27 protein-coding genes are annotated in these 25091 nt (G+C 40.1%); 12 read left to right on the top strand and 15 right to left on the bottom strand.

Annotated features, from left to right (window positions below):
* Positions 1 to 629 precede the first annotated feature (629 nt).
* On the top strand, positions 630 to 1208 hold the full coding sequence (locus ABJE44_RS11795) for a porin family protein (RefSeq protein ID WP_348111532.1): 579 nt from the start codon (positions 630 to 632) through the stop codon (positions 1206 to 1208).
* Between the two features lie 62 nt (positions 1209 to 1270).
* Here ABJE44_RS11795 and ABJE44_RS11790 read toward each other — a convergent pair whose 3' ends face one another.
* Together ABJE44_RS11790 and ABJE44_RS11785 are read right to left on the bottom strand one after the other, a co-directional pair.
* Positions 1271 to 1945, bottom strand: coding sequence for an exonuclease domain-containing protein (locus tag ABJE44_RS11790; protein WP_348111531.1), 675 nt, complete (start codon positions 1943 to 1945; stop codon positions 1271 to 1273).
* An 8-nt stretch (positions 1946 to 1953) separates the two neighbouring features.
* The gene (locus tag ABJE44_RS11785) at positions 1954 to 3831 is read right to left on the bottom strand and encodes a putative nucleotidyltransferase substrate binding domain-containing protein (protein WP_348111530.1); all 1878 of its coding nucleotides are present in this window, start codon (positions 3829 to 3831) and stop codon (positions 1954 to 1956) included.
* A gap of 281 nt (positions 3832 to 4112) precedes the next feature.
* Between ABJE44_RS11785 and ABJE44_RS11780 the strand changes: the two genes are divergently transcribed.
* The 3 genes from ABJE44_RS11780 (at position 4113) to ABJE44_RS11770 (ending at position 6726) form a co-directional block, all read left to right on the top strand.
* Entirely contained in the window at positions 4113 to 4367 is a 255-nt protein-coding gene (locus ABJE44_RS11780) for a DUF4212 domain-containing protein (protein WP_133469323.1), read from the top strand.
* Positions 4367 to 6103 (top strand): sodium:solute symporter family protein, encoded by a 1737-nt coding sequence (locus ABJE44_RS11775; RefSeq protein WP_348111529.1) that lies wholly within the window; start codon positions 4367 to 4369, stop codon positions 6101 to 6103. The genes ABJE44_RS11780 and ABJE44_RS11775 overlap by 1 nt, the downstream gene beginning before the upstream one ends.
* Positions 6104 to 6288: 185 nt before the next feature.
* Complete coding sequence (locus tag ABJE44_RS11770; RefSeq protein WP_348111528.1) at positions 6289 to 6726, top strand: hypothetical protein; 438 nt, start codon at positions 6289 to 6291, stop codon at positions 6724 to 6726.
* A gap of 66 nt (positions 6727 to 6792) precedes the next feature.
* On the opposite strand, the gene ABJE44_RS11765 is transcribed toward ABJE44_RS11770, so the two are convergent.
* Entirely contained in the window at positions 6793 to 7071 is a 279-nt protein-coding gene (locus ABJE44_RS11765) for a peptidylprolyl isomerase (RefSeq protein WP_348111527.1), read from the bottom strand.
* Between the two features lie 503 nt (positions 7072 to 7574).
* On the opposite strand from ABJE44_RS11765, the gene dps reads away from it, so the two are divergent.
* Positions 7575 to 8105 (top strand): DNA starvation/stationary phase protection protein Dps, encoded by a 531-nt coding sequence (gene dps, locus ABJE44_RS11760; protein ID WP_348111956.1) that lies wholly within the window; start codon positions 7575 to 7577, stop codon positions 8103 to 8105.
* Between the two features lie 169 nt (positions 8106 to 8274).
* On the opposite strand, the gene dxs is transcribed toward dps, so the two are convergent.
* Genes dxs through xseB form a run of 3 tightly spaced genes read right to left on the bottom strand, consistent with a single transcriptional unit; the run spans position 8275 to position 11298 of the window.
* Positions 8275 to 10137: a 1-deoxy-D-xylulose-5-phosphate synthase gene (gene dxs / locus ABJE44_RS11755; protein ID WP_348111526.1), complete on the bottom strand. Its 1863-nt coding sequence runs from the start codon at positions 10135 to 10137 to the stop codon at positions 8275 to 8277.
* A gap of 18 nt (positions 10138 to 10155) precedes the next feature.
* The gene (gene ispA, locus ABJE44_RS11750; RefSeq protein WP_348111525.1) at positions 10156 to 11046 is read right to left on the bottom strand and encodes a (2E,6E)-farnesyl diphosphate synthase; all 891 of its coding nucleotides are present in this window, start codon (positions 11044 to 11046) and stop codon (positions 10156 to 10158) included.
* Positions 11047 to 11055: 9 nt separating this feature from the next.
* Complete coding sequence (gene xseB, locus ABJE44_RS11745) at positions 11056 to 11298, bottom strand: exodeoxyribonuclease VII small subunit (protein WP_348111524.1); 243 nt, start codon at positions 11296 to 11298, stop codon at positions 11056 to 11058.
* Positions 11299 to 11587: 289 nt separating this feature from the next.
* On the opposite strand from xseB, the gene pomA reads away from it, so the two are divergent.
* From pomA to dusC, 4 genes are all read left to right on the top strand, one after another.
* Complete coding sequence (gene pomA / locus ABJE44_RS11740) at positions 11588 to 12352, top strand: flagellar motor protein PomA (protein WP_133469331.1); 765 nt, start codon at positions 11588 to 11590, stop codon at positions 12350 to 12352.
* A 3-nt stretch (positions 12353 to 12355) separates the two neighbouring features.
* Positions 12356 to 13273: a flagellar motor protein MotB gene (locus tag ABJE44_RS11735; protein WP_348111523.1), complete on the top strand. Its 918-nt coding sequence runs from the start codon at positions 12356 to 12358 to the stop codon at positions 13271 to 13273.
* A gap of 135 nt (positions 13274 to 13408) precedes the next feature.
* Positions 13409 to 13594, top strand: a complete 186-nt coding sequence (locus tag ABJE44_RS11730; protein ID WP_348111522.1) for a DUF1289 domain-containing protein — start codon at positions 13409 to 13411, stop codon at positions 13592 to 13594.
* 108 nt (positions 13595 to 13702) lie between these two features.
* The gene (dusC, locus tag ABJE44_RS11725) at positions 13703 to 14629 is read left to right on the top strand and encodes a tRNA dihydrouridine(16) synthase DusC (RefSeq protein WP_348111521.1); all 927 of its coding nucleotides are present in this window, start codon (positions 13703 to 13705) and stop codon (positions 14627 to 14629) included.
* An 89-nt stretch (positions 14630 to 14718) separates the two neighbouring features.
* On the opposite strand, the gene ABJE44_RS11720 is transcribed toward dusC, so the two are convergent.
* Both ABJE44_RS11720 and ABJE44_RS11715 read right to left on the bottom strand, forming a co-directional pair.
* Complete coding sequence (locus tag ABJE44_RS11720; RefSeq protein WP_348111520.1) at positions 14719 to 14904, bottom strand: hypothetical protein; 186 nt, start codon at positions 14902 to 14904, stop codon at positions 14719 to 14721.
* A 66-nt stretch (positions 14905 to 14970) separates the two neighbouring features.
* A complete protein-coding gene (locus tag ABJE44_RS11715) occupies positions 14971 to 15612 on the bottom strand; it encodes an arylesterase (RefSeq protein ID WP_348111519.1) in 642 nt (213 codons plus the stop codon).
* 16 nt (positions 15613 to 15628) lie between these two features.
* On the opposite strand from ABJE44_RS11715, the gene ABJE44_RS11710 reads away from it, so the two are divergent.
* Complete coding sequence (locus ABJE44_RS11710; RefSeq protein WP_348111955.1) at positions 15629 to 16321, top strand: ABC transporter ATP-binding protein; 693 nt, start codon at positions 15629 to 15631, stop codon at positions 16319 to 16321.
* The gene (locus tag ABJE44_RS11705; RefSeq protein ID WP_348111517.1) at positions 16321 to 18852 is read left to right on the top strand and encodes an FtsX-like permease family protein; all 2532 of its coding nucleotides are present in this window, start codon (positions 16321 to 16323) and stop codon (positions 18850 to 18852) included. Before ABJE44_RS11710 ends, ABJE44_RS11705 begins: the two co-directional genes overlap by 1 nt.
* Before the next feature lie 26 nt (positions 18853 to 18878).
* On the opposite strand, the gene ABJE44_RS11700 is transcribed toward ABJE44_RS11705, so the two are convergent.
* Together ABJE44_RS11700 and folX are read right to left on the bottom strand one after the other, a co-directional pair.
* Positions 18879 to 19790: a TIGR01777 family oxidoreductase gene (locus ABJE44_RS11700; RefSeq protein ID WP_348111516.1), complete on the bottom strand. Its 912-nt coding sequence runs from the start codon at positions 19788 to 19790 to the stop codon at positions 18879 to 18881.
* 26 nt (positions 19791 to 19816) lie between these two features.
* Positions 19817 to 20182 (bottom strand): dihydroneopterin triphosphate 2'-epimerase, encoded by a 366-nt coding sequence (folX, locus tag ABJE44_RS11695; RefSeq protein ID WP_348111515.1) that lies wholly within the window; start codon positions 20180 to 20182, stop codon positions 19817 to 19819.
* A gap of 99 nt (positions 20183 to 20281) precedes the next feature.
* Between folX and ABJE44_RS11690 the strand changes: the two genes are divergently transcribed.
* Positions 20282 to 21325: an AI-2E family transporter gene (locus ABJE44_RS11690; protein WP_348111514.1), complete on the top strand. Its 1044-nt coding sequence runs from the start codon at positions 20282 to 20284 to the stop codon at positions 21323 to 21325.
* 90 nt (positions 21326 to 21415) lie between these two features.
* Here ABJE44_RS11690 and ABJE44_RS11685 read toward each other — a convergent pair whose 3' ends face one another.
* The 5 genes from ABJE44_RS11685 to ABJE44_RS11665 form a co-directional block, all read right to left on the bottom strand.
* Positions 21416 to 22066 carry a LiaF domain-containing protein gene (locus ABJE44_RS11685; protein WP_348111513.1) on the bottom strand — a complete coding sequence of 217 codons (651 nt, stop codon included), beginning with the start codon at positions 22064 to 22066 and terminating at the stop codon, positions 21416 to 21418.
* A gap of 136 nt (positions 22067 to 22202) precedes the next feature.
* Positions 22203 to 23534: an ATP-binding protein gene (locus tag ABJE44_RS11680; RefSeq protein ID WP_348111512.1), complete on the bottom strand. Its 1332-nt coding sequence runs from the start codon at positions 23532 to 23534 to the stop codon at positions 22203 to 22205.
* A gap of 14 nt (positions 23535 to 23548) precedes the next feature.
* Entirely contained in the window at positions 23549 to 24223 is a 675-nt protein-coding gene (locus ABJE44_RS11675; protein WP_348111511.1) for a response regulator transcription factor, read from the bottom strand.
* A gap of 16 nt (positions 24224 to 24239) precedes the next feature.
* A complete protein-coding gene (locus ABJE44_RS11670; protein ID WP_348111954.1) occupies positions 24240 to 24458 on the bottom strand; it encodes a peptidase in 219 nt (72 codons plus the stop codon).
* 187 nt (positions 24459 to 24645) lie between these two features.
* Complete coding sequence (locus tag ABJE44_RS11665; RefSeq protein ID WP_348111510.1) at positions 24646 to 25014, bottom strand: glycine zipper 2TM domain-containing protein; 369 nt, start codon at positions 25012 to 25014, stop codon at positions 24646 to 24648.
* Positions 25015 to 25091 lie beyond the last annotated feature (77 nt).

Below are 25091 nucleotides of genomic sequence, written 5' to 3'. Positions count from 1 at the left end.
TCTTAGGTATAACGAGTTTATATGGAGATTTATATTCATCTAATCACTGTGCTGCTATCAATTCTTCGTATCGCTATCATCTTTTTATTCAAAAGGGGGAGCTGACTTGGTTACATTTGTTTTCTATTTTAATCATTATGTGAATTCGTGCCTAAGTGTTGGCTTTTCGTAAAGGTAATAGTAAACGCCATTCTCGATTTAGGAGTGGTGCATATATAGGGACGGTTTTTTCTGTATACATTGCTTACTCAACGCTTAGTTGGTTTCTAAGCCGAGTCCCGTTTTTAGAAAATTTCAATTGGAATGAGTCTGCTGAGCATTTATAGATTGGACCCTGTTACTTTTTCATGTCTTCCTACGTCATCGTTTTTGTTCTTCCAACTAGCTCCTCATGTAAAAATTACATTTTGTGTGAAACCTTGTCTCGATTGGGTTTGTTTAGTTTTTTAGACTTTTTCTTGAATGGGTGTGCTTTTGATTGATTTATACTCAAAAGCAAGGGGGTTAGTGTGTATTTTGATTGATAAATGTTCGAATGCGTTTTGGGCATAGGCTTTGCTCTTGGTTATGTGAATAAAACGCTGCTAACGCGGCTTTATTTCACTTTAATTTTCTAAGAGGTAATTTAAATGAAACACAAAACTAAAATTCTATCTAGTCTTACAGCCATTGCTTTTGCGGCGTCTTTTAACTCTTTTGCTCAAAGCAATTCAAATGAGGATCTTAACGACAGTGGATTTTATTTAGGTGGTAATTATGGTTATCTAAGAGTTGAAGGAGACGATGACTTTGATGACGATAAGGATGTCTTTGAAGGAATAGTTGGGTATCGCTTCAATCAATATATTGCTTTAGAAGGTAGCTACATTAATTTTGGTGACTATGGCACTGATATAGCCCGCGCAGACGTTGATGGTTACACCGCCGCCATAAAAGGTACTCTGCCAATTAACGATACATTTGCGTTGTTTGTTAAGGCTGGTCAATTATGGTCTGAAACCGACTACAACGCGCTAGAATACTCTAGAACAGTTAACGACGAGAGTGTGTTCGTAGGAGGTGGTGTTGCAGTTAATATTACTTCTAACTTTGTTTTAAATGCAACGTATAGTGTTTATGACACCAGTTTAGAGTTTGATGATGTAGATGATGAAAACTTTGATACGGATTTTAAGCAGGCTAGTGTCGGTTTTGAATATCGTTTCTAATTAAAACGAATATTAATTCATCAGCTCGGCCGCTGATGACTTAGCTCCTTGGCATCGTTTTATTACATCAATTCCTTAAGTTTTTTTCCCCCGTTTTTTTGTTGAGCTAATAGCAGCTCGGCAGTGGCTATAGCGTCATTCAAAGCGTTATGGGCAAAGTGATTAGGTAAGTTATGTTTATGTCGCAGAGCTGACAGTCTTAACTCTTGTGGATCGTAAGCTATGTCTCTTTGATCAAGTTTACGTTTGGCTAACGCTAGGGTGTCTATCACCATGAAGGGCGGAGCTACACCGTACAATTCTATACAAGCTTGCTTCAAAAATTGTTTTTCAATTTGTGCAAAATGTACCAACATAACCCTACCAGCTAGTGCCTTTAGCAAAGTCTCGACCACCATTTGTAATGATTTACCTGCGGATTTTTGTTGATCTGTAATTTGATGGATAATCACATTCTCAGCAGCAAGATTTTGCTTGGTATTAATGATTTGATGGTAACTACTGCCTAGCTTTATTTTCTGTTTGTCTATGCTCACAAACCCAACACTGAGTAGTTTATCACTCAGGGCGTTTAAGCCTGTGGTTTCAAAATCAACAGATAATATAGGTAGCTCTGAAAAGGGAGTATTTTCATTAGGAAAGGGCACAGATAAAAAGTCATGAAGGGCGCCAGTAGGTACTTTCTTTAAAAGACGTTTTCTACGGGCTTCGTACCCAAATAAACTATTAAGAAACATACGTGCCTCTATATAACCGCGGACTGTCGATAGTCTTGCATCGATTTGATAACTTTAAATGCATCTTTTAAATGTTCTCTTTCAAGCTTTGAAATGGTTTTAGGATCGATGTAGTTGTTAACAGGAAGTTTCTTACATAAAAGTTTACCTTGATGCTCAAGACGTACAGAGGTTAAAAACTCGTAGGCATCGATTAGATTTTCAGCAGCTGATTTAGTTAAAGATTTGGTACCAGAACATTGCTGTAAACGTTCTATGGTATTTACAGCTGCTATCCCTTCACTTAAAGCGTAAATACGGGCTAGGTCAACAATTGGCGCAATGCCGCTGTGCTTTAAATCGAGAGTTGAATTATGCTTGCCATCTTGAATCAGTACAAAGCCTCTGAAAAAACCAAGAGGGGGCTTGGACCTTAAGGCATTTGCCGACAAGTGAGCAATAAATAGTGTACTAACTTTAGTTTTTTGTAGCATCTTTTGGCGAACCGTTTCGAGCAAAGTGACATCTCCATGAATGGTACTTAAGTCAAAAAATACACTGCTATTTAATAAGGCTTTAGGGCTTGGAGTGCCTACCCATTTGTCAAAATATTGTTGCCATACCTTTTGAGGTTGCCGCCATGTATCATTCGTCGCCATGATGTCACCGGGGCAATACACAAAGCCGCATTCCGCTAATCCATCACTTACAAAACTGGCCAGCGCCTTAAACCAAGCATCATCTTTTGGTTGCAAGGTGTCTGATATTATTAGCGCGTTGTCTTGGTCTGAGTGGGCGAGCTGTTCTTGCCTTGCTTGTGAGCCTGCTGCTAACCAAGCATAGGGTACTGGTGCAGGCCCTAATTTTTGTTCAGCCATTTCAATTAGGCGTATGGTAAATGCCATAGTAATTGCGCTAATGTTTTTACCTATGTGGTCAGCATTAGAGCCAAGCTTGGTAAGTTTAATTTGTAATTTATTTAATAGTTTACTGGTGGTCACTAGCTCTGCGATAGACTGTGCTTTGTGAATAATACTGGTGATGTTGACGGCGTTATGTTCTTCGTTGTTGACTAAATCAGTGACGCTTACCATACCAATCAGCTTACCAAGCTTGGTGACGGGTAGGTGGTGGATATGTTTGCTGGTCATAGCAATTAATGCGTCGTAGGCATTGCGTTGTATATCTATGGTAGCAATGTCTTTTGTCATGATATCGCTAACGGGGTTGGTAGTGGGTAAACCAACTGCCACGCAGCGCCTTCTAATATCTTTGTCGGTAATGATGCCCAATTTAATGTCAGTAACTTGTCCATAGCTGTCCTTTTCATCCACTACCACTAAGCAAGAAAAGCCTAAGTCAGTCATCTTTATGGCCGCGTCTTGAATAGATACATTGGGGGATACAGTGGCAATAGAGTGATGGTAAAAATCTGCAACTGACGTGTTGCTAATGGAAGATGCTAAAATAGCGTCTTCATTGAGCTTGGTTTTCTTGTTATGGAGGCGTTGTTCTGAGGTATGCTCTAAAAACGCTATCGTTTCGGGTATGTCTACCAATAGTGCTTTAAGTGGAGCGTAATCTAGGCTGTAAATTAGGCTGTCTTCATCGGTAATAAGGGATATGTCTTTAGCTAAGCTTTGGTTTTTTTGACAATAAACCGCACAAATATCCCCTTCAGCATATTTTTCTATGAGTTCATTGTTTATGCCTTCACACCGCAGCGCTCCTTTACGCAATATGTACAATTGAGGGTGTGCAATATCATCGGGCGTTAAATGCTCATTCTCACGCACATAGCTGACGCTAATCTCTTTTACTAGCTTATCTAAAAGGTTTTCAGCCAATAAATCAAAGGGAGGTATATTCCCTATAAAAGCGCTAACTTCTGCTAATTCATTATTCATATTTATACATCTATGAAGTTTTGTACCGCTAATCTGGCGGGCCTGAACCATTAAGTCAACGGATAAATAGGGGTATAAGACCAAGGTGGTATATCTGATAAAAACAAAGCTTGCTAGTGTTGAAGATAGTTAAAGTTGTATATGAATTGTTATTATTTTAACAAGTCGATTACTTAATGCCTTGGCGACATTTCTATATTTAAACTTTTACTCAAAAAATATCGTTATTACAAAAATAGCAAGTGTAATAAATAAAACGGCATCAGTGCTAGGAGAATAAAGTGGAAAAGAAGACAACATATTGGCAGGAAAACCTGCGCTTGATAACAATATGTCTAGTCATTTGGTTTATCGTATCATTTGGCTTTGGCTTGTTATTAGTAGAACCACTCAACGAATTTCGTCTCGGTGGTTATAAACTTGGATTCTGGTTTGCACAACAGGGTTCTATTTACGTTTTTGTTGGTTTGATATTTTGGTATGGCTACAAAATGAACAAGCTGGACAAAAAATACCAAGCTGAGGATGAATCATAATGGATGAATTAAAACTATATACTTACATTGCAGTATTTGGTTCTTTTAGTATTTATTTTGCTATTGCTTGGTGGGCTCGTGCTGCTTCTACAAGTGATTTTTACGTAGCGGGTGGTGGTGTTACTCCCATGCAAAACGGCATGGCTATTGGTGCCGACTGGATGAGCGCTGCTTCTTTTATCTCTATGGCCGGTTTAATTGCCTTTCTAGGATACGGTGGTTCGGTATTCTTAATGGGATGGACTGGGGGGTATGTACTACTGGCTATGCTGCTTGCTCCTTATATGCGTAAGCATGGTAAGTTTACAGTGCCTGAATTTATATCCGATCGCTATTACTCAAAAACAGCCCGTATTGTTGCTGTGGTCTGTTTAATTTTAGCGTCATTAACCTATATTATTGGTCAAATGAAAGGGGTGGGGGTTGCATTCTCACGTTTCCTAGAGGTTGACTACGGTTTAGGTCTAGGTATAGGTATGGCCGTAGTATGGTTTTATGCTGTATTAGGCGGTATGAAAGGGATAACCTACACCCAAATAGCTCAATACTGTGTATTGATTTTTGCTTATACTATTCCTGCTATCTTTATCTCTTTTCAACTTACAGGTAATCCCATCCCGCAACTTGGTTTAGGCTCTACGTTAGCTGATGGTAGCGGCGTTTATTTATTAGACAAACTAGACTTAGTTGTAACGGAATTAGGCTTTAAGGAATACACCACAAGCAACATGAATGGTTCCTTGGATATGTTCGCTTACACTATGTCGTTAATGATAGGTACAGCGGGTTTACCACATGTAATCATGCGTTTCTTTACGGTTCCTACAGCACAGGCTGCGCGTTCTTCTGCGGGTTACGCTTTGGTATTTATCGCTTTACTTTATACAGTTGCTCCTGCTGTAGGGGCCATGGCTCGTCTTAATTTGATGAACACAATAGAGCCAACTGCTGGTCAGCACTTAGAATATGAAAAGCGTCCTCAGTGGTTTAAAGACTGGGAAAACACCGGCTTATTAGAGTTTGAAGATAAAAACGGTGATGGCAAAATTCAATACTCTGCAGATGCAACCACTAATGAAATGGTTAAAGTTGATAACGACATTATGGTACTAGCTAACCCTGCGATAGCTAACCTACCAAACTGGGTGATTGCTCTAGTAGCTGCCGGTGGTTTAGCTGCGGCACTGTCAACGGCTGCTGGTTTGTTATTAGCTATATCATCTTCCATATCCCATGATTTAATGAAGGGGGTTCTGACACCAGATTTATCAGAGAAAAACGAGTTAATGGCAGGGCGGATAGTGATGACACTTGCTATTTTAGTCTCGGGTTACTTAGGGCTGCATCCGCCCGGATTTGCGGCAGGGACAGTAGCGCTCGCCTTTGGTTTGGCTGCATCATCAATATTCCCCGCGTTAATGATGGGTATCTTCTCTAGGAAAATGAGTGGGACTGCTGCGGTAGCAGGAATGTGTTCGGGTATAGGTATAACTATGCTGTATGTATTCCAACATAAAGGCGTTATGTTTGTCCCTGGTACCTCGTTTTTAGGTGATATGGCACCAAATTGGTTCTTTGGTATTTCGCCAAATGCATTTGGGGTAGTGGGCGCAATCGTTAACTTTGCGGTTGCTTTTATCGTGTTGAAGTTTACTGGGCCAGCTCCTGCAGAAATTCAAGATTTAGTCGAAAACATGCGTAGCCCAGGTGGCGCCGGTGCAATCAGTGACCATTAGATAAGTTAACTTGTTACTACGATTTAATACGTTTTTCTGAAACTAAAAGGCTAAAGATACTTTCTTTAGCCTTTATTTTTATGAACCTTTATATTGAAATTCAGTTAGCATGACCCATGTATCGAAGTGAAAAAATTTTTTATTGGATATACAATTTTAAATAGTTTTAAGGGTAAATAAAAACGATGAACAAACATACAAAAATTGCCTTTATGGTGGCACCTATCCTTGCTGTAATTGGCTATATCGCCGCCGATTATTATGTAGAGGATCAAGCTCAAGAAGACAAAGTGGTGCAGCTAAGCCCTGTTGGTGATTGTGATGTAATCAATCAAACCTGTGTTTTAAAATCAGGCGATTTTGAAGTGAATGTTTTTGATAAAGATAACCTAACCACTGTTAACTCAACCTTTCCTTTGGACAGTGCCACACTGTTTTTAGTAGATGAAAACAATCAACCTACAGCGTATCCATTAGGCATGATTCAAAGCCCTTATTATTGGCATACAGAAACTAATTTGCGTGGCTTAGTCGCTAGTGCAGGGCAAAGTTATAAATTGAGGTTGGTATTAAATATTAAAGGTGGCAGTTATATTGCGGAACTTTATACCCACACTAAATAGTAAGGTGTGAATATAAAAATCAGAGTTAAGGTTAACTCTGATTTTCAAGTGTTAAGCATTCAGAAATTAAGCTGAACGTTCAGTAATTTCTAATAAGTGGTAACCAAATTGGGTTTTAATTGGGCCATGAACCACATTCAATTCGTCGTTAAATACAACCTTATCAAATTCAGGCACCATTTGGCCTTGGCTGAAACTACCTAACGCGCCCCCTTGAGCACCAGAAGGGCATGAAGATTGGCTAGCAAGATCTTCGAATTTTGCACCATCGGCTATTTCTTGTTTCAACGCTAAGCATTTCTCTTCTGTCTCTACCAAAATATGACGGGCACTAGCTGTAGGCATAGGAATTTTCCTTTCATTAGATTAAAAATTTATGTTGGTGTGTACTGTTAATTATTGCGCTGGGCATTCTAGGTTAAATGGATGATTCTCTCAATAGCCGCTGGGGGCTAGTACGAAGTTTAGACTATTTATTTGGTGTACCTAAGTACTGCGCGACAGGTATTAGTTTCGCATACTTAAGCATGCACTTCGCATATTAAGTACTTTAGATAAATTTGTTGGATTTCATGCTTTACTTTGGGCAATTAAGGTTTGTTTATAAGCTATCGGTTTAGTTAATAATCAATTCTAGATTGAAGAACACTGAATTCATACAACTATGTAAATAGGTTGCACTTAGGTGTAAGTATTTCAATTTTTTATATGTTTTTTGCAAAAATTGAATATAAGAAATAGTAAAGTGTATTTAAAACAATAGCTTAAGTTTTTTCGTGCCTGGGTATGAGGATTGCAAACTTACCTGTGAAATTTAACTCTTGAGTGAATGGTTTTCTCAAGTAAAAATGACAGGAGTAAACATGAGTTCTTTAAAAGTAGCAAAATTTACAGCCCCAAGTGTTAGTAATGGTTCTTCTCAACAAGCGATAGCTGCACTAGACGATAGGATGGTGGCTTTAATCGACCTACAACTTACCCTTAAACACATTCATTGGAATGTAGTTGGTCCTAACTTTATTAGTGTACATGAAATGCTAGATCCCCAGGTTGAAAGTGTTAGAGAAATGACAGACACCTTAGCTGAGCGAATTGCCACCTTGGGCGGTATACCTGTTGGCACGCCTAAGTCGATTGTTGATAGGCGTTCGTGGGATGAATACTCATTAGGAAAGGTTCTGATAAGTGAGCATTTATCTGCCCTTGATCATGTATATACAGGCATTAACAAAGACCACCGTAAAGCAATTGATAATCTTGCTGAAATTGACCCTGTATCAGAAGATATTATCACTAGCCAGCTAGCTGCATTAGAGCAGTTTCAATGGTTTATTAGGGCGCACCTTGAGTCGGCCAGTGGTGAGCTTAAACATTCATAGCTTGAGTCTGTAAACCTCTACTAATAGGTTACTGCATTAGACAGTAACCTTGTTATTGCTATTGCAGTATCGCAGGGTATTGGGGACCGCCTTGCCACTTAATGTGTAAACTGTAGAATTAATCAAGCAGCGAATTTAGCAGGCTATTGATGATAAAAGTTCTACCTAGTTATTTATAGAAATTTTCTATTGTTGACAGTATACCTGAGCTATCTAGTTGCAGTTCAGCATACATTTCTTGTTGCGTACCTTGCATGATGAACTCATCTGGCAGGCCTAGTTGTAATAGCTTACAGCTGAGTTGAGTTGCCATTAGGTACTCTGCCACAGCACTACCAGCGCCACCAATAATTGCACCATCTTCTAAGGTGACAAATAGATCGTGGTTAGCAGCTAATTCATCGATTATTTTGGTATCTAAAGGTTTAACAAAGCGCATATCAATTACAGTGGCGTTAATTTCTTCAGCCGCCTGTTGAGCTTGTTCTAGTAGAACACCAAAATTGAGAATCGCGATTTTTTCGCCTTGTCTAATAGTGCGACTTATACCTATTGTTAGCTCGGTCATGTTTGTCTCGGGGGTAACCCCTGTCGCTGAGCCTCTAGGATAACGTACTGAAGCAGGCTTTTGTAATTTATGCCCTGTGTATAACATTTGTCGACATTCGTTCTCATCTGCAGGTGTCATGATCACCATGTTTGGAATACAGCGTAAAAATGGAATGTCGAATGCACCTTGATGAGTCGGGCCATCTGCCCCTACTATGCCTGCTCTATCTATGGCAAACAGTACAGGTAAATTTTGTAAGGCTACATCGTGAATAAGTTGGTCGTAAGCACGTTGCAAAAAGGTTGAGTAAATGGCAACCACTGCGTTTAAGCCTTCTTTGGCAAGCCCTGCAGCAAAAGTAACTGAGTGTTGTTCGGCGATAGCCACATCAAAGTATTGTGCTGGAAATTTCTGTGAAAATGTCACCATACCAGAACCTTCACGCATCGCAGGAGTCACTGCCATTAACTTAGGGTCTTGGGCTGCCATATCACACAACCAATCACCAAATACTGCTGAAAAAGTTGGGTCACTTGGAGGCGCTTTGGGCAAACCTTGGGCTTCTGGGTTAAACTTAGGCACTGCATGAAACTTGATCGGGTCTTGTTCCGCAAGTTCGTAGCCTTTGCCTTTTTTGGTAACTACATGAAGGATTTGGGGGCCTTTTATGCCACGCATATTTTTAAGGGTGTCTACTACGCCATTTACATCGTGGCCATCAATGGGGCCTATATATTTAAAGCCAAGCTCTTCAAAAATGGTGCCGGGTACTACCATACCCTTAATGTGCTCTTCTGCGCGGCTAGCAAATTCTTTGATTGGGGGAACGTTACTAAGTAGCTTTTTACTACCATCGCGAATTGAGTTGAATACGTTTCCTGTTAAAAGTCTGGCAAGGTGGCTATTAAGTGCTCCTACGTTTTCTGATATTGACATTTCGTTGTCATTTAAAATCACAACTAGATCTTTGTTTATATCGCCACCATGATTTAAGGCTTCAAATGCCATGCCTGCTGTCATCGCTCCATCGCCAATAACCGCCACTACTTTACGACCTAGAGCTTCTTTTTCGGCAGCGACTGCCATGCCTAATGCAGCGCTAATAGAGGTTGATGAATGACCTACAGCAAAGGTATCGTACTCACTTTCTGGGGGCCAAGGAAAGGGATGTAAACCATCTTTTTTGCGGATGGTTTGCATGCGCTCACGGCGGCCAGTGAGGATTTTATGAGGATAAGCTTGATGGCCTACATCCCACAATAAACGGTCAAAAGGAGTGTTGTACACGTAGTGTAAAGCCACGGTTAATTCAACCGTGCCAAGTCCAGAGGCAAAATGCCCGCTACTTTTACTTACACTTGAAAGCAAATATTCTCGCAACTCTTTAGATAGTTGTTTTAGTTTTTCTTTGGGTAAGTCTCTTAATTGCTCGGGAGTGTTAGCTTCGGCAAGAATAGGGTAGTGGGCAATATCTAATGTCATTAAATGTGTATCAACTCATTAATAGGCGCGATGAATAACAAAATTGGTAAATTCGGCCAGGATCTGGGTATTGTAAGGCAAAGTGTGCAAAGCTTGAAGTGCTTGTTTATGTAGATCGTCCAGATAACTTTGCGCTTGCTCTAAACCCAGCATCGCAGGATAGGTACTTTTATTTTGCTCTTGGTCTGAACCTTGTGGTTTTCCAAGCACTTCTGAATCACCAATGACATCTAAAATATCATCTTGTACCTGAAAGGCTAGTCCAATAATTTGCGCATATTTTAGTAGGGTTTCACGACTATCTTGGCTTACATTTTTGGCTAAGACTATGGCCATTTCTACACAAGCAGATAACAAGGCTCCTGTCTTTTTATTGTGAAGGGCTTCTAACTGAGCTTGGCTAATACGTTTATCTGTTGCCGCTAAGTCCATAGCTTGACCACCGCACATGCCTAAATAGCCAGAGGCTTTACTTAAAATATTTACTAGTTGAATGCGTTTGGCGTCATTGGTTGGGCTCAATGGGTGTTGGCATAAAATTTCAAATGCTAAGGTCTGTAAAGCATCTCCCGCTAAGATTGCAGTGGCTTCATCAAATTGAATATGGCAAGTTGCATGGCCACGGCGTAAGTCATCGTCGTCCATGGCAGGTAAGTCATCGTGTATTAATGAATATGCGTGCACTGCTTCTACTGCAGTAGCTGGGCAATCTAGGTCTGTTTCTGATACACCTAACATTTTGCCCGTGGCGTGTAATAAAAAAGGACGCATCTTTTTGCCGCCAATTAATAGCGCGTACTCCATTGCCTGTTTAAGTTTTTCGGCATGATTTGGCAGGGCTTGTATATTTTGACTTAAGGCACTGTTGGTTCTATCGCAAACCGTTGTTCTGTATGTATCTAAACTCATTTGGTGAACTTAATTGCCTTCTTCGAATACATCAAGATTTTGCTGACCATTTTGGGTAGTAAGTAATTGTACTTTTTGTTCAGCATCTTTTAACTTTTGTTGGCTGTGTCTGGCTAATTCAATGCCACGTTCAAAATTTTTTAACGCATCTTCTAGTGGTAAGTCACCTTGTTCCATTTGACTAACAAGGCTTTCTAATTCTTTCATGGATTGCTCAAAAGTAAGAGAGTCTGCTTTTTTACGAGTGGTCATAGTATTCTTTATATCAATGGTGGTGAATGCTGGGAGCCACGCACCATACCTGAGCTCAAAAATAGGGTCAAATACTTTTAGAAATACCCATTATAAGTGACTTATATAAGATAATGATTTTAATCCATCATTTATACTTGATGCCAGCTACAGAAAAAAAGAAGATAGTCGATATTATAGATTAACAACTGAGTCATTTGGTTAATTTTTAAAGTTGTATGTCGTTATAACAGGCATTAATCTTAACTAAATATTCAGACACGTTTTTACCATTGTTTTGGAGCATAGTGTGGATTTAGCAACCATAATCGGGATTCTTGGCGCCATAGGTTTTGTTGTCATGGCAATGATCCAAGGTGGCGATATTGCCATGTTTATCAATGTACCTTCTATCTTGATTGTATTTTGCGGTAGTTTATTTGTGGTCTTGTCTCAATATACATTAGGGCAGTTCTTTGGCGCGGGCAAGGTTGCCGGTAAAGCTTTTATGTTCAAAATTGACTCCCCTGAATCGCAGATTGAAAAAATAGTGGAGATGGCAGATGCAGCACGTAAAGGCGGGTTTTTAGCATTAGAAGAAGCTGAGATAGACAATCCATTTATGCAAAAAGGTGTAGATATGCTTGTAGATGGCCATGATGTTGATGTGGTACGAGCTACCTTGGGTAAAGACATCGCTATGAGTGCCGAACGCCATGAGTTTGGTGCCACTATGTTTAAAGGCTTAGGTGATGTTGCTCCTGCTATGGGGATGATTGGAACCTTAGTCGGTTTAGTGGCTATGTTATCTAACATGGATGACCCTAAATCAATTGGCCCAGCAATGGCAGTGGCATTACTTACAACTTTATACGGTGCAATGTTGGCTAACCTCCTTTGTTTGCCTATTTCTGTTAAATTAGGAAATCGCTCGGAAGAAGAAAAATTAAATCAAAGCTTAGTACTGGATGGCATTATTGGTATTGCCGATGGTCAAAACCCTAGGGTGATTGAAGGCATTTTGAAAAATTATTTAGCCGCCAGTAAACGTGGCTCATCAGAAGACGCTGAGTAAAAAATGGAAGATGAATGCCCTAAATGTCCTCCAGAAGGACTACCTGCCTGGATGGGAACTTTTGCTGACTTAATGTCACTCTTGATGTGTTTCTTTGTACTACTGTTATCTTTCTCTGAGATGGATGTACTGAAGTTTAAACAAATAGCAGGGTCAATGAAGTTCGCATTTGGGGTACAGAATAAAATTGAAGTCAAAGATATCCCTAAAGGCACCAGCGTGATTGCCATGGAATTTCGTCCCGGCAGACCTGAACCGACTCCCATTGACACCATTCAGCAACAAACTACTGATATGACTCAAGAAATGTTGGAATTTCAAGATGGTAATGAGGATTCAGCTGGCGGGCGCCAAAAACAAAGGGGCGAACAAAAAGGTGGCGCGGCGCAGCAAACTGCTTCAGAACAAAGCACTTCTAGCCAAGCTGCCAGTGACCAAGAAGTTGCTGAACGTATGCGTAAAGTGGCTCAAAAACTAGAAAAGGAAATTGTTGATGGTGCCATTGAAGTTGAATCCTTGGGCCAGCAAATTACGATTAGGATCAGAGAAAATGGCTCTTTCTCTGCTGGATCGGCGTTTCTACAACCTCAATTTGTACCAATTTTGCGTAAAATAGGTGTGTTGTTAGCAGATATGCCAGGAGATGTTGAAGTATCAGGTCATAGCGATAGCCAGCAAATTTCAAATGAGCTATATCGTTCCAATTGGGATCTTTCATCTCAGCGAGCGGTCGCAGTAGCAGAAGAGTTAAGACGTGCCCAAGGATTCGATGAAAGTCGAATGTCTGTAGTAGGGAAAGCAGATACTGCGCCGTTAGCAGAAATTGATGATGCCGAAAGCCGCAGAAATAATCGTCGTGTTGAAATATCAATCAATCAAGGTAAGCCTAAAATTTCTGAACCTATATCCGTTTTAGAATAGCTTCTAACACTAGTTAAGTGACATACAAGGACGTATTTAAGGTAAGTCACTTTGAATTTCACTTAGTTAATTCCTGATACCTGGATACTAATAATTTCCGGTTCTGATTTTTAATAAAGAGTGCTTTAAAGGTAAATGAAATATAAAACAGAACTAAGTGTCACTTCTCCCTGTGTTAGGAATTGCTGTTTGGATAAGCAGGATATGTGTGTGGGGTGTTACAGGTTAATAGATGAAATATTGATTTGGGGCCAAGCTGATGATCACCGAAAAACTCAAATTTTAAAGTTGTGCGAGCAACGAAAAGCTCTAAAACCTTAGTACAAACACTAAGCTACTAGTTTGATCTGTTGTTGACTCTAGTGCTAATAAGCAATTGATATTACAATGCGCCGCTTTCTTGGCCTCTAACCTACAGTATCTTTATTAATGCAAATTACTTTAGCCCCGATGGAAGGGGTCGTTGACCATCTTATGCGTGACATGCTGACCCAAGTGGGAGGCTTTGATTTATGTGTTACAGAGTTTGTAAGAGTGGTGGAACTGCTTTTGCCTAGAAAGGTGTTTTATCGGCTCTGTCCTGAATTAAGAAATGGTGGCCTTACCCCAAGTGGTGTGCCGGTAAAAGTGCAGTTGTTGGGTCAACACCCTAATTGGCTAGCAGAAAATGCCGTGCGGGCAATTGAGCTGGGCTCCCACGGGGTGGATCTTAACTTTGGTTGCCCTGCTAAAACAGTCAATAAAAGTAAAGGTGGGGCAGTGCTGTTAAAAGAGCCTGAAACCCTTTATCAAATCGTTGCTGCCGTCCGCAAAGCTGTTCCTGCAGATCAAGTGGTTACCGCTAAAATGCGCTTAGGATTTGAAGATAGCTCGCTGGCTATTGAGAATGCTCAGGCAATTGCTAGCGCAGGTGCCGACTCTTTAGTCGTTCATGCTCGAACTAAAGTGGATGGCTACAAGCCTCCAGCCTATTGGGATTGGATTGCCAAGATAAAACAACAAGTAGATATTCCTCTTGTCGCTAATGGTGAAATTTGGAAAGGCCAAGATGCACTAGCTTGTCAACAACAGTCAGACTGCGAAAATATTATGTTGGGCCGAGGAGCTTTGGCTATGCCCAATTTGGCGCAAGTGATTAAAAACAAACAAGCACCTATGGCTTGGGAGCAGGTACGTGAGTTGTTGATTCACTATTCAGGTTATGAAATTTATGGTGATAAAGGCAGGTATTATCCTAACCGCGTAAAACAATGGTTAGGATATTTAAGACGTCAATATACCCAAGCCGATACTTTGTTTATGGAAATCCGTGGTTTGCAACATTCCGAAGATATTTTGAAACATATTAACAGGTAAGTGGCTTTGGCTAGTAAGAATTAGTTAAATTCAGGAAACAAAAAACGAGCCTAGTGACTCGTTTTTTAGTTTGACGGAATGGGTATTAATTAAACTGTAGTATTTATAATGCTACCAACACGTTCACTACTTTGAGGAGCTGAACTTCCTGTTGATTGTGCAACACTTACGTCGGCTCTTTCTTGCTGCTCAGCTCTAACAACTTGCTGTTGTGAGCCCGTTTGTGTGGGAATGTTTTGTGAGACTGATCCTGCCCCTGCTGATCCTACGTCCATTATTTACTCCTCTTATTACCTATCAATACTTTGTAATACCAGTGTAGTGGTTTGATTGCTTTTCCGCTAGGGGAAGATTAATACTTCTAAGGTTTGTTGCATACCTTTTGCTATTATCACCTGAGCTTCTGCAGTAGGGTGAATTCCATCTCTTTGCATCAAGTTTTCGTTTAATGCGATTTCTTCTAAGAAAAAAGGCAAGAGTGGAATATTGTTTTCACTGGCTAATTGAGTATAGCTACTTGTAAATGACTCAGTGTAACGGCGCCCATAATTGGTTGGTATTTGCATTTGTTGTAGAAAAACTTTACTGCCGTTTTTTTGGCTTAAATCAATAATACTTTGTAAGTTATCACGCATTTTTGGGATGGGGTGCCCTTGTAATCCATCGTTTCCACCCAATTCAATAAATACGTGTGTTGGCTGGTGGGTATTTAGTAAACGAGGTAGCCTTGCTAGCGCTCCGTCTGTGGTTTCGCCACTAATGGCAGCGTTTATAATGGTAATAGGTTTGTTTTGCCACGCATCTTGTAACAAACTAACCCAACCTTGTTCTTGCTTTAGCCCATAAGCTGCACTTAGGCTATCCCCAAGAATAAGTAACTTGGATTCTTTCGCCATTAACTGATCCGAAATCAGTAGTAAGGGTATAAGGATCACTAATGTATAAATTTTATTTCGCAACGAATTGGTATTAAGAAAAGCCACTATGACTCCTAAAGTAATGATTAAGACAAATAAAATAAGTAAAACAGTTAATACGTCTCAGGGTGAATTACAGATCCTCAAGCCTATTAGTTTCGAAGTCAAGGCCGGTGAGTCAGTTGCCATTGTCGGTGCGTCAGGCTCCGGAAAATCTACACTGCTAAGTTTATTAGCTGGGTTAGATGAGGTCAGTGAAGGCCAAATTGCACTTGATGGTGAAGCCATGGAAGTGATGGATGAGGAGCAGCGTGCGCAACTTAGGGGCGCTAAAGTGGGATTTATTTTCCAAAGCTTTATGTTAGTTCAAAGCTTAACCGCTATCGAAAATATTATGTTACCCGCTGAAATAGCAGGCCATTCTGATGCCAGAAAAAGAGCTGAGAAAATTCTCGCACTCGTTGGGTTAGAACATCGAGCGACCCACTACCCCAATCAATTATCTGGAGGCGAACAACAACGTGTTGCTATTGCTAGAGCGTTTATAAGCGAGCCAAAAATATTATTTGCAGATGAACCTACGGGTAACTTAGATGCAGCCAATAGTGATAAAATAGAAAAGCTTTTATTTGAGCTTAACCACAACTCTAACACCACACTTGTATTAGTAACTCACGACCAAGGGTTGGCAGACCAATGCCAACGGCAACTGCATATGCAAGCGGGTGAATTAACCGAAGTGTTTTCTGAGTCAGACTCTGAAAAGGTGGGTTAATGAATAACCAAGCATTTAGTTTAGCCTGGCGTTTATTTCGTCATGAAACCAAGCGTGGTGAGTTAACTATTATACTCTTGGCAATTATATTGTCGGTGGCTTCTGTTTTATCCCTTTCACTTTTTAGTGAGCGCTTAGAAACCGCACTTACAGAGAAAAGTGCTGAGTTCATTGCTGCAGATAGAGTATTGGAGTCTGACAAACCTATAGATTTAGGTTGGATAGAAAAAGCCAAAGAAATGGGTTTAAACACGGCACATCAAACCTATGCCCGTTCTATGGTGTTTGCAAATGAGCAAATGGACCTAGTTTCTTTACGTGCAGCAGATACAGGTTACCCTTTGAAAGGCACGGTTAAAACCGCAGATGAGCCCTTTGTAACGGGTAAAGCGACCAATAGCTTGCCAAACGAAAGCGAAGCCTGGATTGAGTCGCAATTGTTTCAAACCTTAGGGATTGACCTAGGTGATTCTATTGAAGTGGGTGACCAAGTTTTTACCGTGACTAAGGTTTTAACTGAAGTGCCGGATGCCGGCTTTAGCGTATTTGGCGGCGACCCTAAAGTGCTAATTAGGAAAGCAGATTTAGCGGCTACAAATGTTGAAGGCCCAGGTAGCCGTATTGATTACAGTTATTTTTTTACTGGTGATAGAGCTGACTTAGAAAAATTTTATGATTGGTTAGAACCTCAATTAGATAGAGAGATACACGATTGGGACTCGATCGAAGATGATGAGTCGGCAATTGGCCGCTCTGTTGGTAGAGCAGGACAATATTTTCTTCTAGCGAGCTTGTTAGCCATAGTGTTAGCTGCGGTATCAATTGCTGTTGCTGCACAGCGTTACAGCCAGAGGCATTATGACCCTGTTGCGATTATGAAAACATTAGGGGCGCCAAAATCTATGGTGCAGCAAATTTATCTGTTGCAAATAGTCTTTATTACGACCTTAGGAATATTCATCGGTGTCGCTTTAGGTTATGCCATTCAGCAAGTTGTGGTGATGGCTGTCGCTGATAGAGTCGATGTATCCATAGATGCGTGGCATTGGAAACCGTTAATTATTGCTATTTTTACAGGCACGACTTGCGCTATTTTGTTCTCTTTATATCCTTTGCTGAAGTTGTTTTCCGTATCACCTCTGCGCGTTTTACGCCGAGATTTAGGGGCAAGTTTACGTTCTCGTATGTTGCAATTTCTGGCCTCTGGCGGTGCTATATTTTTGTTGATGTGGGCCTATAGTCAAAACCTTAAAATTAGTGCGATTTTGTTTGTATCTGGTATCACTTTAGTAACAACTTTAATGTTTGTGACCTTTGGGTTAATTAGAGTGGGGCGGAAGTTTGCTCAAGGCAAAATGGGACCTTGGCAGTTGGCTTGGGCCAGAATTAGTCGCCGTGCAATGGATAACAGTGTGCAGCTAATTAGTTTTGCGGTAACCATAATGTTGCTGCTGGTGGTACTAGTGATGCGCAATGATATGGTGCAGCAATGGCAAAATCAGCTACCTGAAGGTACGCCTAATTATTTCTTAGTAAATATTAGTCATAGTCAACAACCCAATCTACAAGCTCATTTCTTAAAGCAGGACGTAAATATTGAGAAGTTTTATCCTGTAGTAAGGGGGCGTTTTGTTGCTGTTAATGATGAAAAAGTGAGAACGGCAGTATCAAAGGAAGACCCTGATGAAAGAGATAGCGGGCGTAACGGATTGGGACGAGAAGCCAATCTAACTTGGAGTACAGAGTTACAAAAAGGTACTGAAATCATTGCAGGTACCTGGTTTGAGGAAGGACTGACGCTTACTGAAGCAGAGCGACCCTATGAAGTATCTATTGAAAAAGGTATTGCCGAACGCTTAAGACTTGAGTTGGGTGATATGCTGACGTTTAATATTGGTAGTGAAATTGTTAACGTAAAAGTCACTAGTATTAGAGATGTAAACTGGCAATCTATGCAGCCCAATTTTTTCTTTGTGATAGAGCCTAGAGCTTTACAGAATTTCATCCCTACTTATATTTCTAGCTTTAATCTACCGAGTGATAGAAAGGCAGATATTACTTCGTTAATGAAGCCTTTTGCTAACGTCACTTTGATTGATGTTGATGCCAGAATTAATCAGTTGCGTAATATTGTGGATCAGGTGTCTGTGGCGGTAGAGTTTATTTTGGTGTTAGTGCTTGCTGCTGGGGCGTTAGTGTTAATTGCCCAGGTACAAGCAAGTATGGATGAGCGACAAGAAGAGCTGGCTATTTTACGTACTCTAGGAGCTAAAGGTTGGCTAATACGCTCAAGTGTGGTCTATGAATTTATAATTATAGGCGTGGTGGCAGGAGCTATGGCCGCTGCATCGAATGAATTTAGTTTATATTTATTACAAACTCAGGTGTTTCAAATGCCTGCAGGAATGCATTGGAAATACTGGGGAATTGCTCCGGTTGCAGGTGCTATTGTTGTAGGCTGTCTAGGAGCAATTGGTTGCTGGCGTTTGTTATCCTTGAATACTAGTCACTTGTTACGGAAAATGGTTTAACTCCTGCTTTTAAAGCAGAGCTTTATTTAAGGCTCTGCTTTAGGTGACTTCCGTAGACAATCGAATACTCCCGATAACTCAGGATACACAAATTTATATCCACTATCTAAGAGCCTAGTTGGCGCAACTCTTTGGCCATAAATAACTAGGTCGGCCATTTCTCCCATTAGAACTCTTAACACAAACTCAGGGACTCTGAACAAGCAAGGGCGGTTTAACGACTCTGCAAGTTTTTGGCTAAACTCTTGATTGGTGACTGGGTTGGGAGCTGTAAAGTTGTATACCCCCCGACAGCCCTTGTTTTCGATTAGGTGTAAAATACCTTGTAGCATATCCTCTAGGTGGATCCATGACATATATTGTGACCCCCTGGAAATTGGGCCTCCTAGCCCTAATTTAAAGGGTAATAACATCTTTGGTAATGCCCCCCCTCGTTTACTAAGAACTATCCCTGTTCTTAATATGCACACTCTGGTTTGATCTGATTCTGCTTGCTTCGCTAAAAATTCCCAACGCTCACATAATGTATGACTAAATTCATCATTTGCTACAGTATAATCTTCATCGATAGTTCTATCATGTTGATTACCGTAATAACCAATAGCAGAGCCACTAATGAGTATACTAGGTGGATTGTCGCTAGCTTTGATTAAGTTGACAACTTTTTCGGTAAGGTCCCAGCGGCTTTTTTCAATAATACGCTTTTGTTCAGCGGTCCATTTCTTGGCAACAATAGACTCACCGGCTAGATTGATGACCACGTCATAATCGTTTAAGTTTTCTAGGTGGGATAGGGTCGATAAAAAATGAATTTTGTGACCTAATATTTGTTCAGCTTTAGCCACATTACGGGTATAAACTGCTATGTTACTAGGTCTCAAAATTGGCACTAAATTAGAGCCAATTAACCCAGAACCGCCTGTCATTAATATATTCATTTAAGTTTCATGGGAGCGTCTCCACCTCAATTTTTATTGCATGATAAACATAAGGATACTGAATCAGAAAAGCGTAAGGCATGGGGTTTATCAACTTCTACTTCAGCATAGTTCACCCAAGCATGTTCTGCAGCAATTACTAACACATCGGCAGTTAATTTTTCGAGTAGAGAAAATCGGTTGTTTTCAACTAGGTTGATAATACGCTTGGTAATTACTTTATAATTGAGGGCATCGTCCATTTTATCTGAGTCAGTTGCCTGGTCAGCGTTATAGTGGATTTTAATGTTAATTACTACATCTTGCATATTGGTAATTTCGTCGTCGTTAATTCCAATATATGTACGTAGTCGTAGGTTTTTAATTCTTATTATTGCTGGGTTTAACTTCATTGTTTTCCTACTGTTTACTTATTTTCTTTTAGATCTTAACTACAAAATACCACATAGATCTGCTAGTTTGCTCTCAAGGTATTCATCTAGACTCAATTTATGCAAATCAATTCACAAAGACCCGTTAAAATATTATTAGTATTAGCTAGCATAGTTGTTATTTTAGCCGGCATTAAAGCTGCTAGTGCGATTGTTGTACCATTTTTATTATCTGTTTTTATCGCTATGGCTTGTAGTCCAATAATTACTTGGGCTAATCAATATAAATTACCCAGAGCGCTTGCTGTTGTCATAGTTATACTGTTAATTGTTGTTTTTGGATTAGTTCTGGCTGGTTTGGTTGGACAGTCAATGAATGAGTTTAGTCAAAATGTGCCTAAATACCGAGAACAATTAGTTCAGGAGTTTGGTTGGATCATCGGTCAGTTAGATAGAGTCAACATTTCTATCAATAAAGACGCGTTAATGTCTTATCTAGACCCTGGGGCTGCAATGAACATGGCAACTAACCTGTTGTCGAGTTTAGGTGGTGTACTAACCAATTTTTTACTTATCTTGCTGATAGTTGTGTTTATGCTTTTTGAAGCTGAGTCTTTCCCGAAAAAAATTCATATAGCTTTGTCAGACCCTGATATGAAGATGCAGCAAATAGATAAGTTCTTAGTATCGGTAAAGAACTACTTAGCCATTAAAACGCTTGTGAGTTTAGGTACGGGCTTAATTATTGGTTTGTGGTTGTATTTCTTGGGAGTTGATCACTTTTTGTTGTGGGCTGTCTTAGCTTTCTTATTAAATTATGTGCCTAATATTGGATCTATTATTGCGGCTGTTCCTGCTGTGCTCTTGGCGTTAGTCCAGTTGGGGCCAACTACGGCTGGTTTAACTGCAGTTGGTTTCTTAGCCACTAATATGGTGATGGGAAATGCTGTTGAGCCAAAATATATGGGCCGTGGCTTAGGCCTTTCTACCTTAGTCGTGTTTCTATCTTTGATATTCTGGGGCTGGTTGTTAGGAACAGTTGGTATGTTGTTGTCGGTACCATTAACTATGATCGTAAAAATAGCCTTAGAGTCGAACCCTGACACCCATTGGTTTGCATTATTACTAGCCAGTGAAGAAGTTACCCCTAAAACCGATGAATAATAGGGGAGAGGTATTCTGAAGGGGAACGCCTGTCAGCTATAATTGGCGAGTCGTATACTGACACCGCCAATGGCCGAGCCAACTAATGCCTTATGTTTTATCACTAAACATGGTTTTCATTTGATTGGCAAAGGCGACAAATTTCTCTTTGATGGTTCGTCTAATCTTTATATCTAGGCCTCCAAATAAGACTATGCCTTCAATGGTAATAGTTGGAGCCTGACGCGATGCAATTGATGGCGCTTTGTTGTCTACACCACCAAAAATGCAAAAGGCTTTAGATATCACGTTAACGTTTTCGGGTACATAAATCGTATCGCCTCCAAACAGACAGACTACTTTGATAGTGACATGCTGAGTGCTAAATATGGCGTCTGTGAAATCAATGTCCGAACCTCCAAATACTGTCAATACTCTGACCTCACTGGGTACCGCCCATTGACCACTGCGATTCGAACCTCCAAACACGTTAACAATAGTATCTGTATCATCGCTATTGCTAGCTGCATAATTTATATTAAATTGGCGTTCTTTTTGTGATTTGAATTCTGGGTCAGTGTTCAACTCTAAATCAGCAACTAGGTCAGCGATTTCTTGATGGTTGTGACTGGCCATGGCGGCATCTAATCTGCGTTCAAATGCTTCGCTCGAAATCACACCGTGGCTGTAATTATAAATAAGCCTGTCTATGGTTTCTTCTCGAATACTTTCAATAGGCCTGTCTTCTAATTTTACCGCCATGCTTATTCCTTATATTTTAGAATAGTAAATAATCTTAATAGCAGATATTATGCCAAACAAAAAAAGTAATAAAATCAGTTTCTTACTGAAGAAGGGAAATAATTAAGTTGATAAATTAATCATTTTTTAGTGAGTTTCACACTTTAATGGGGAAGATAAATATTAGTTTAGCGCCACCCAATTCACCTTTATCTATCTCAAGTCGACCTTGATAGGCAGCGACTAGATCCGCGACTACAGCCATGCCTATACCTTGTCCTTCTTTGTAGCTATCTAAACGAGTACCTCTTTCTAATAATTTCTCTCGTTTATTTTGAGGTATACCTGGGCCATCATCTTCAACTTCAAAGGTTAATACATTTTTACTCGAAAAAGCTGATAACTTGACTTGGCTCTTGGCTGCTTTGCAGGCATTGTCCAGCACATTGCCGAGTATCTCCATTAAATCTGTCACATCGCCATGAAAGCCAATCTCCTCAGGCTGAATGATTTGGGTTAATAAAAGTTGTTTATCAGCATAGACCTTGTTCATAGCATTAAATAGTTTATCTACAACAGGTTTGATTGGAGTGGCTTGCTCAAATGAGCTGGTGCTGCCAGCCACCGCTCGTTTTAACTGCCTTTGTATTTGTAGGTTAATTTGATTAATTGGCTCATTGGCTTGCGGTGGAAGTCCTTGTGTTCCTGATAACACCGCCAATGGGGTTTTAAGGCTATGGGCTAAATCACTTAAACTATTTTTGTATCGGCTACGTTGCTGTTGTTCAGTGTCTAATAAGTTGTTAATACTACTTTTTAATTTTTCTAATTCAGGGGGGTAAGTTTGATCAATGCGCTTTAATTGCCCACTCTCTGCTTGGCGTATTTGTTTGTTTAAACGGCTGATAGGGAGTAAGGCTGCATTTAAACTCACTAATAATAATATAAGTAAAAGCAGGGCTATAAGCCCTAGCCAGTTCCATAAAGTGGTCGCAAACTTTTCTTTTTCTACGTTGAAGGTTTGCTTATCTTGTAGAATATAAAAGCTTATGGGTTGGTATCCCTGAGAGGTTTCAAATTCTGCGGTATAGGCGTACAGGAAGTAACTTCTCTGCATTGTAAAGTCTTCAATAAAAGACTCTGATCCTATTTGAGGGGAAGAAAACTTCGGTTCTAGTTGCCAGTTTAAGGTCGATAAAGACTGCCAAAGAATGTCGCTTTTAAACTGAATAAAAGCATACAAGCCTGAGCCTGGGATATTGAATTCATCGTTGTATAGTTGCTCTGGCATGACCGCGTGAGTACCACTGTCATCCATCTCAAATTCTGAAATCAATGTTAAGCTTTGGACCCTAAGTTGTTCCAGCATAGATTGGCTTAAGCTGCTATTAAATGCTTTTTCAAGGGTTACTGCGGTTAAAGGAATAAAGATTAACAGTGCCAAAAGTGCGGCAGCAAAGCTCCTTAGTCTTAAAGAAAGGCTACGCATTAAAACGGCAGGTGTTAAAGTTCACGGCTTACTCTATAACCTCTCCCCCTGAGGGTTTCAATCGGGTTGACACTGCCGTCTGGGTCAATTTTTTTGCGAAGTCTACCTACAAAAACTTCAATGACATTACTGTCAAGGTCAAAGTCTTGATCGTAAATATGCTCGGTGAGTTCTGTTTTCGAAATTATTTTTTGGGGGTTTAATAACAGGTATTCGAGAACTTTGAATTCGTACGCCGTTAGCTCAACATACTCACCATTTACAGTGACTTCTTCGCTAAGAGTATCTAAGGTAATCGGTCCTTTTTCTATAATTGGATGGGCTTTACCAGCTGCGCGGCGAATCAAGGCATTGATACGGGCCAATAGCTCTTCATCATGAAAAGGTTTAGTTAGATAGTCGTCGGCGCCTGCATCTAGGCCTTCGACTTTCTCCTGCCACCTATCTCTAGCTGTTAGGATTAAAATAGGGCAAGACACGTCATTCTTTCGGGCACTCTGAATAACCTCAAAGCCATCTACCACGGGTAATCCTATGTCAATTATCGCTAGATCATAGGCGTGTTCTTGCAGTAAAAACAAAGCTTTAGCGCCATCATCTGCTAAGTCGACGCTATAACCATTATTTCGCAATAATACATCTAGTTGAGTTAGTAAACGACTATCATCTTCAACAATTAAAATGCGCATGTTTGTGTTGATATCCCTAATTATTGGCTTTTTTCTTACTAGTTTTTCCGGATTTTTTATTGATATCTACAGAAACAACTCGGCCTGATTTTTGGAGGACTTTTACTCGGTATTTATTTTTACTTTGAGCTACCTTAAGGACACGTCCACTGACGCGCTTCTGCGCTTTTTGCGCAGCCTCTGACTTACTTTTTGCTGAGTCATCGCCAGCAAATGCTGGTTGGCCACTTGATATGAAAAGGGCAAAACAACTAGCTAGTAAAATAGAGCAGGTTTTTAACTTCAAAATTTCACACTCGAACAATGTTAATAAAATTAGTTTACCTTAATCATGAATCGACGTAAAAGCTATTACTATTGTCGAGACTTGATTAAGGTATAGTGGGCTTGTCATTTAAGTTAGTCGCCATAGGGAGTAATTACTAACGATGACGCTTGTTATGTGTCACTTTTTTATAGACCTTAGTATGGTGACTATCGGTCACTTTATCTATCTGATGTCCTAAGGCGCTACCAATAATTGCGCCTGCAATGGTGCCTACAACCTTATTCTGATGGGTACTCGTGTTATGTCCAATCAGGCCACCTACGACGCCACCTATGATTACTCCTGTATTTGGCTTTTTATGAGACACTTTTATCGTTTTAGCTTGAACATATTTCGGTTGCTTCACAACTTGATATTTATGAGTCGGTACAGTTTTAACAACCTTAACTGTGTGGTGGTTCTTAGCTTGGGCTAAAGGCGAAAGGGCCAACAATAATAAAGTACTTGTTAATAAAGTTTTCATGTCATTACTCCGTTTTGAAAGTGATGACAATATTAATATCGCGGGCCTGAATTTTAGCTGAACTGATTTTGAACCTT

This window comes from Paraglaciecola sp. (assembly GCF_039942875.1).
Taxonomy (GTDB): domain Bacteria; phylum Pseudomonadota; class Gammaproteobacteria; order Enterobacterales; family Alteromonadaceae; genus Paraglaciecola.
The sequence above is the reverse complement of the archived record's forward strand: the minus strand, read 5'-3'. Positions and strand labels throughout refer to the sequence as shown.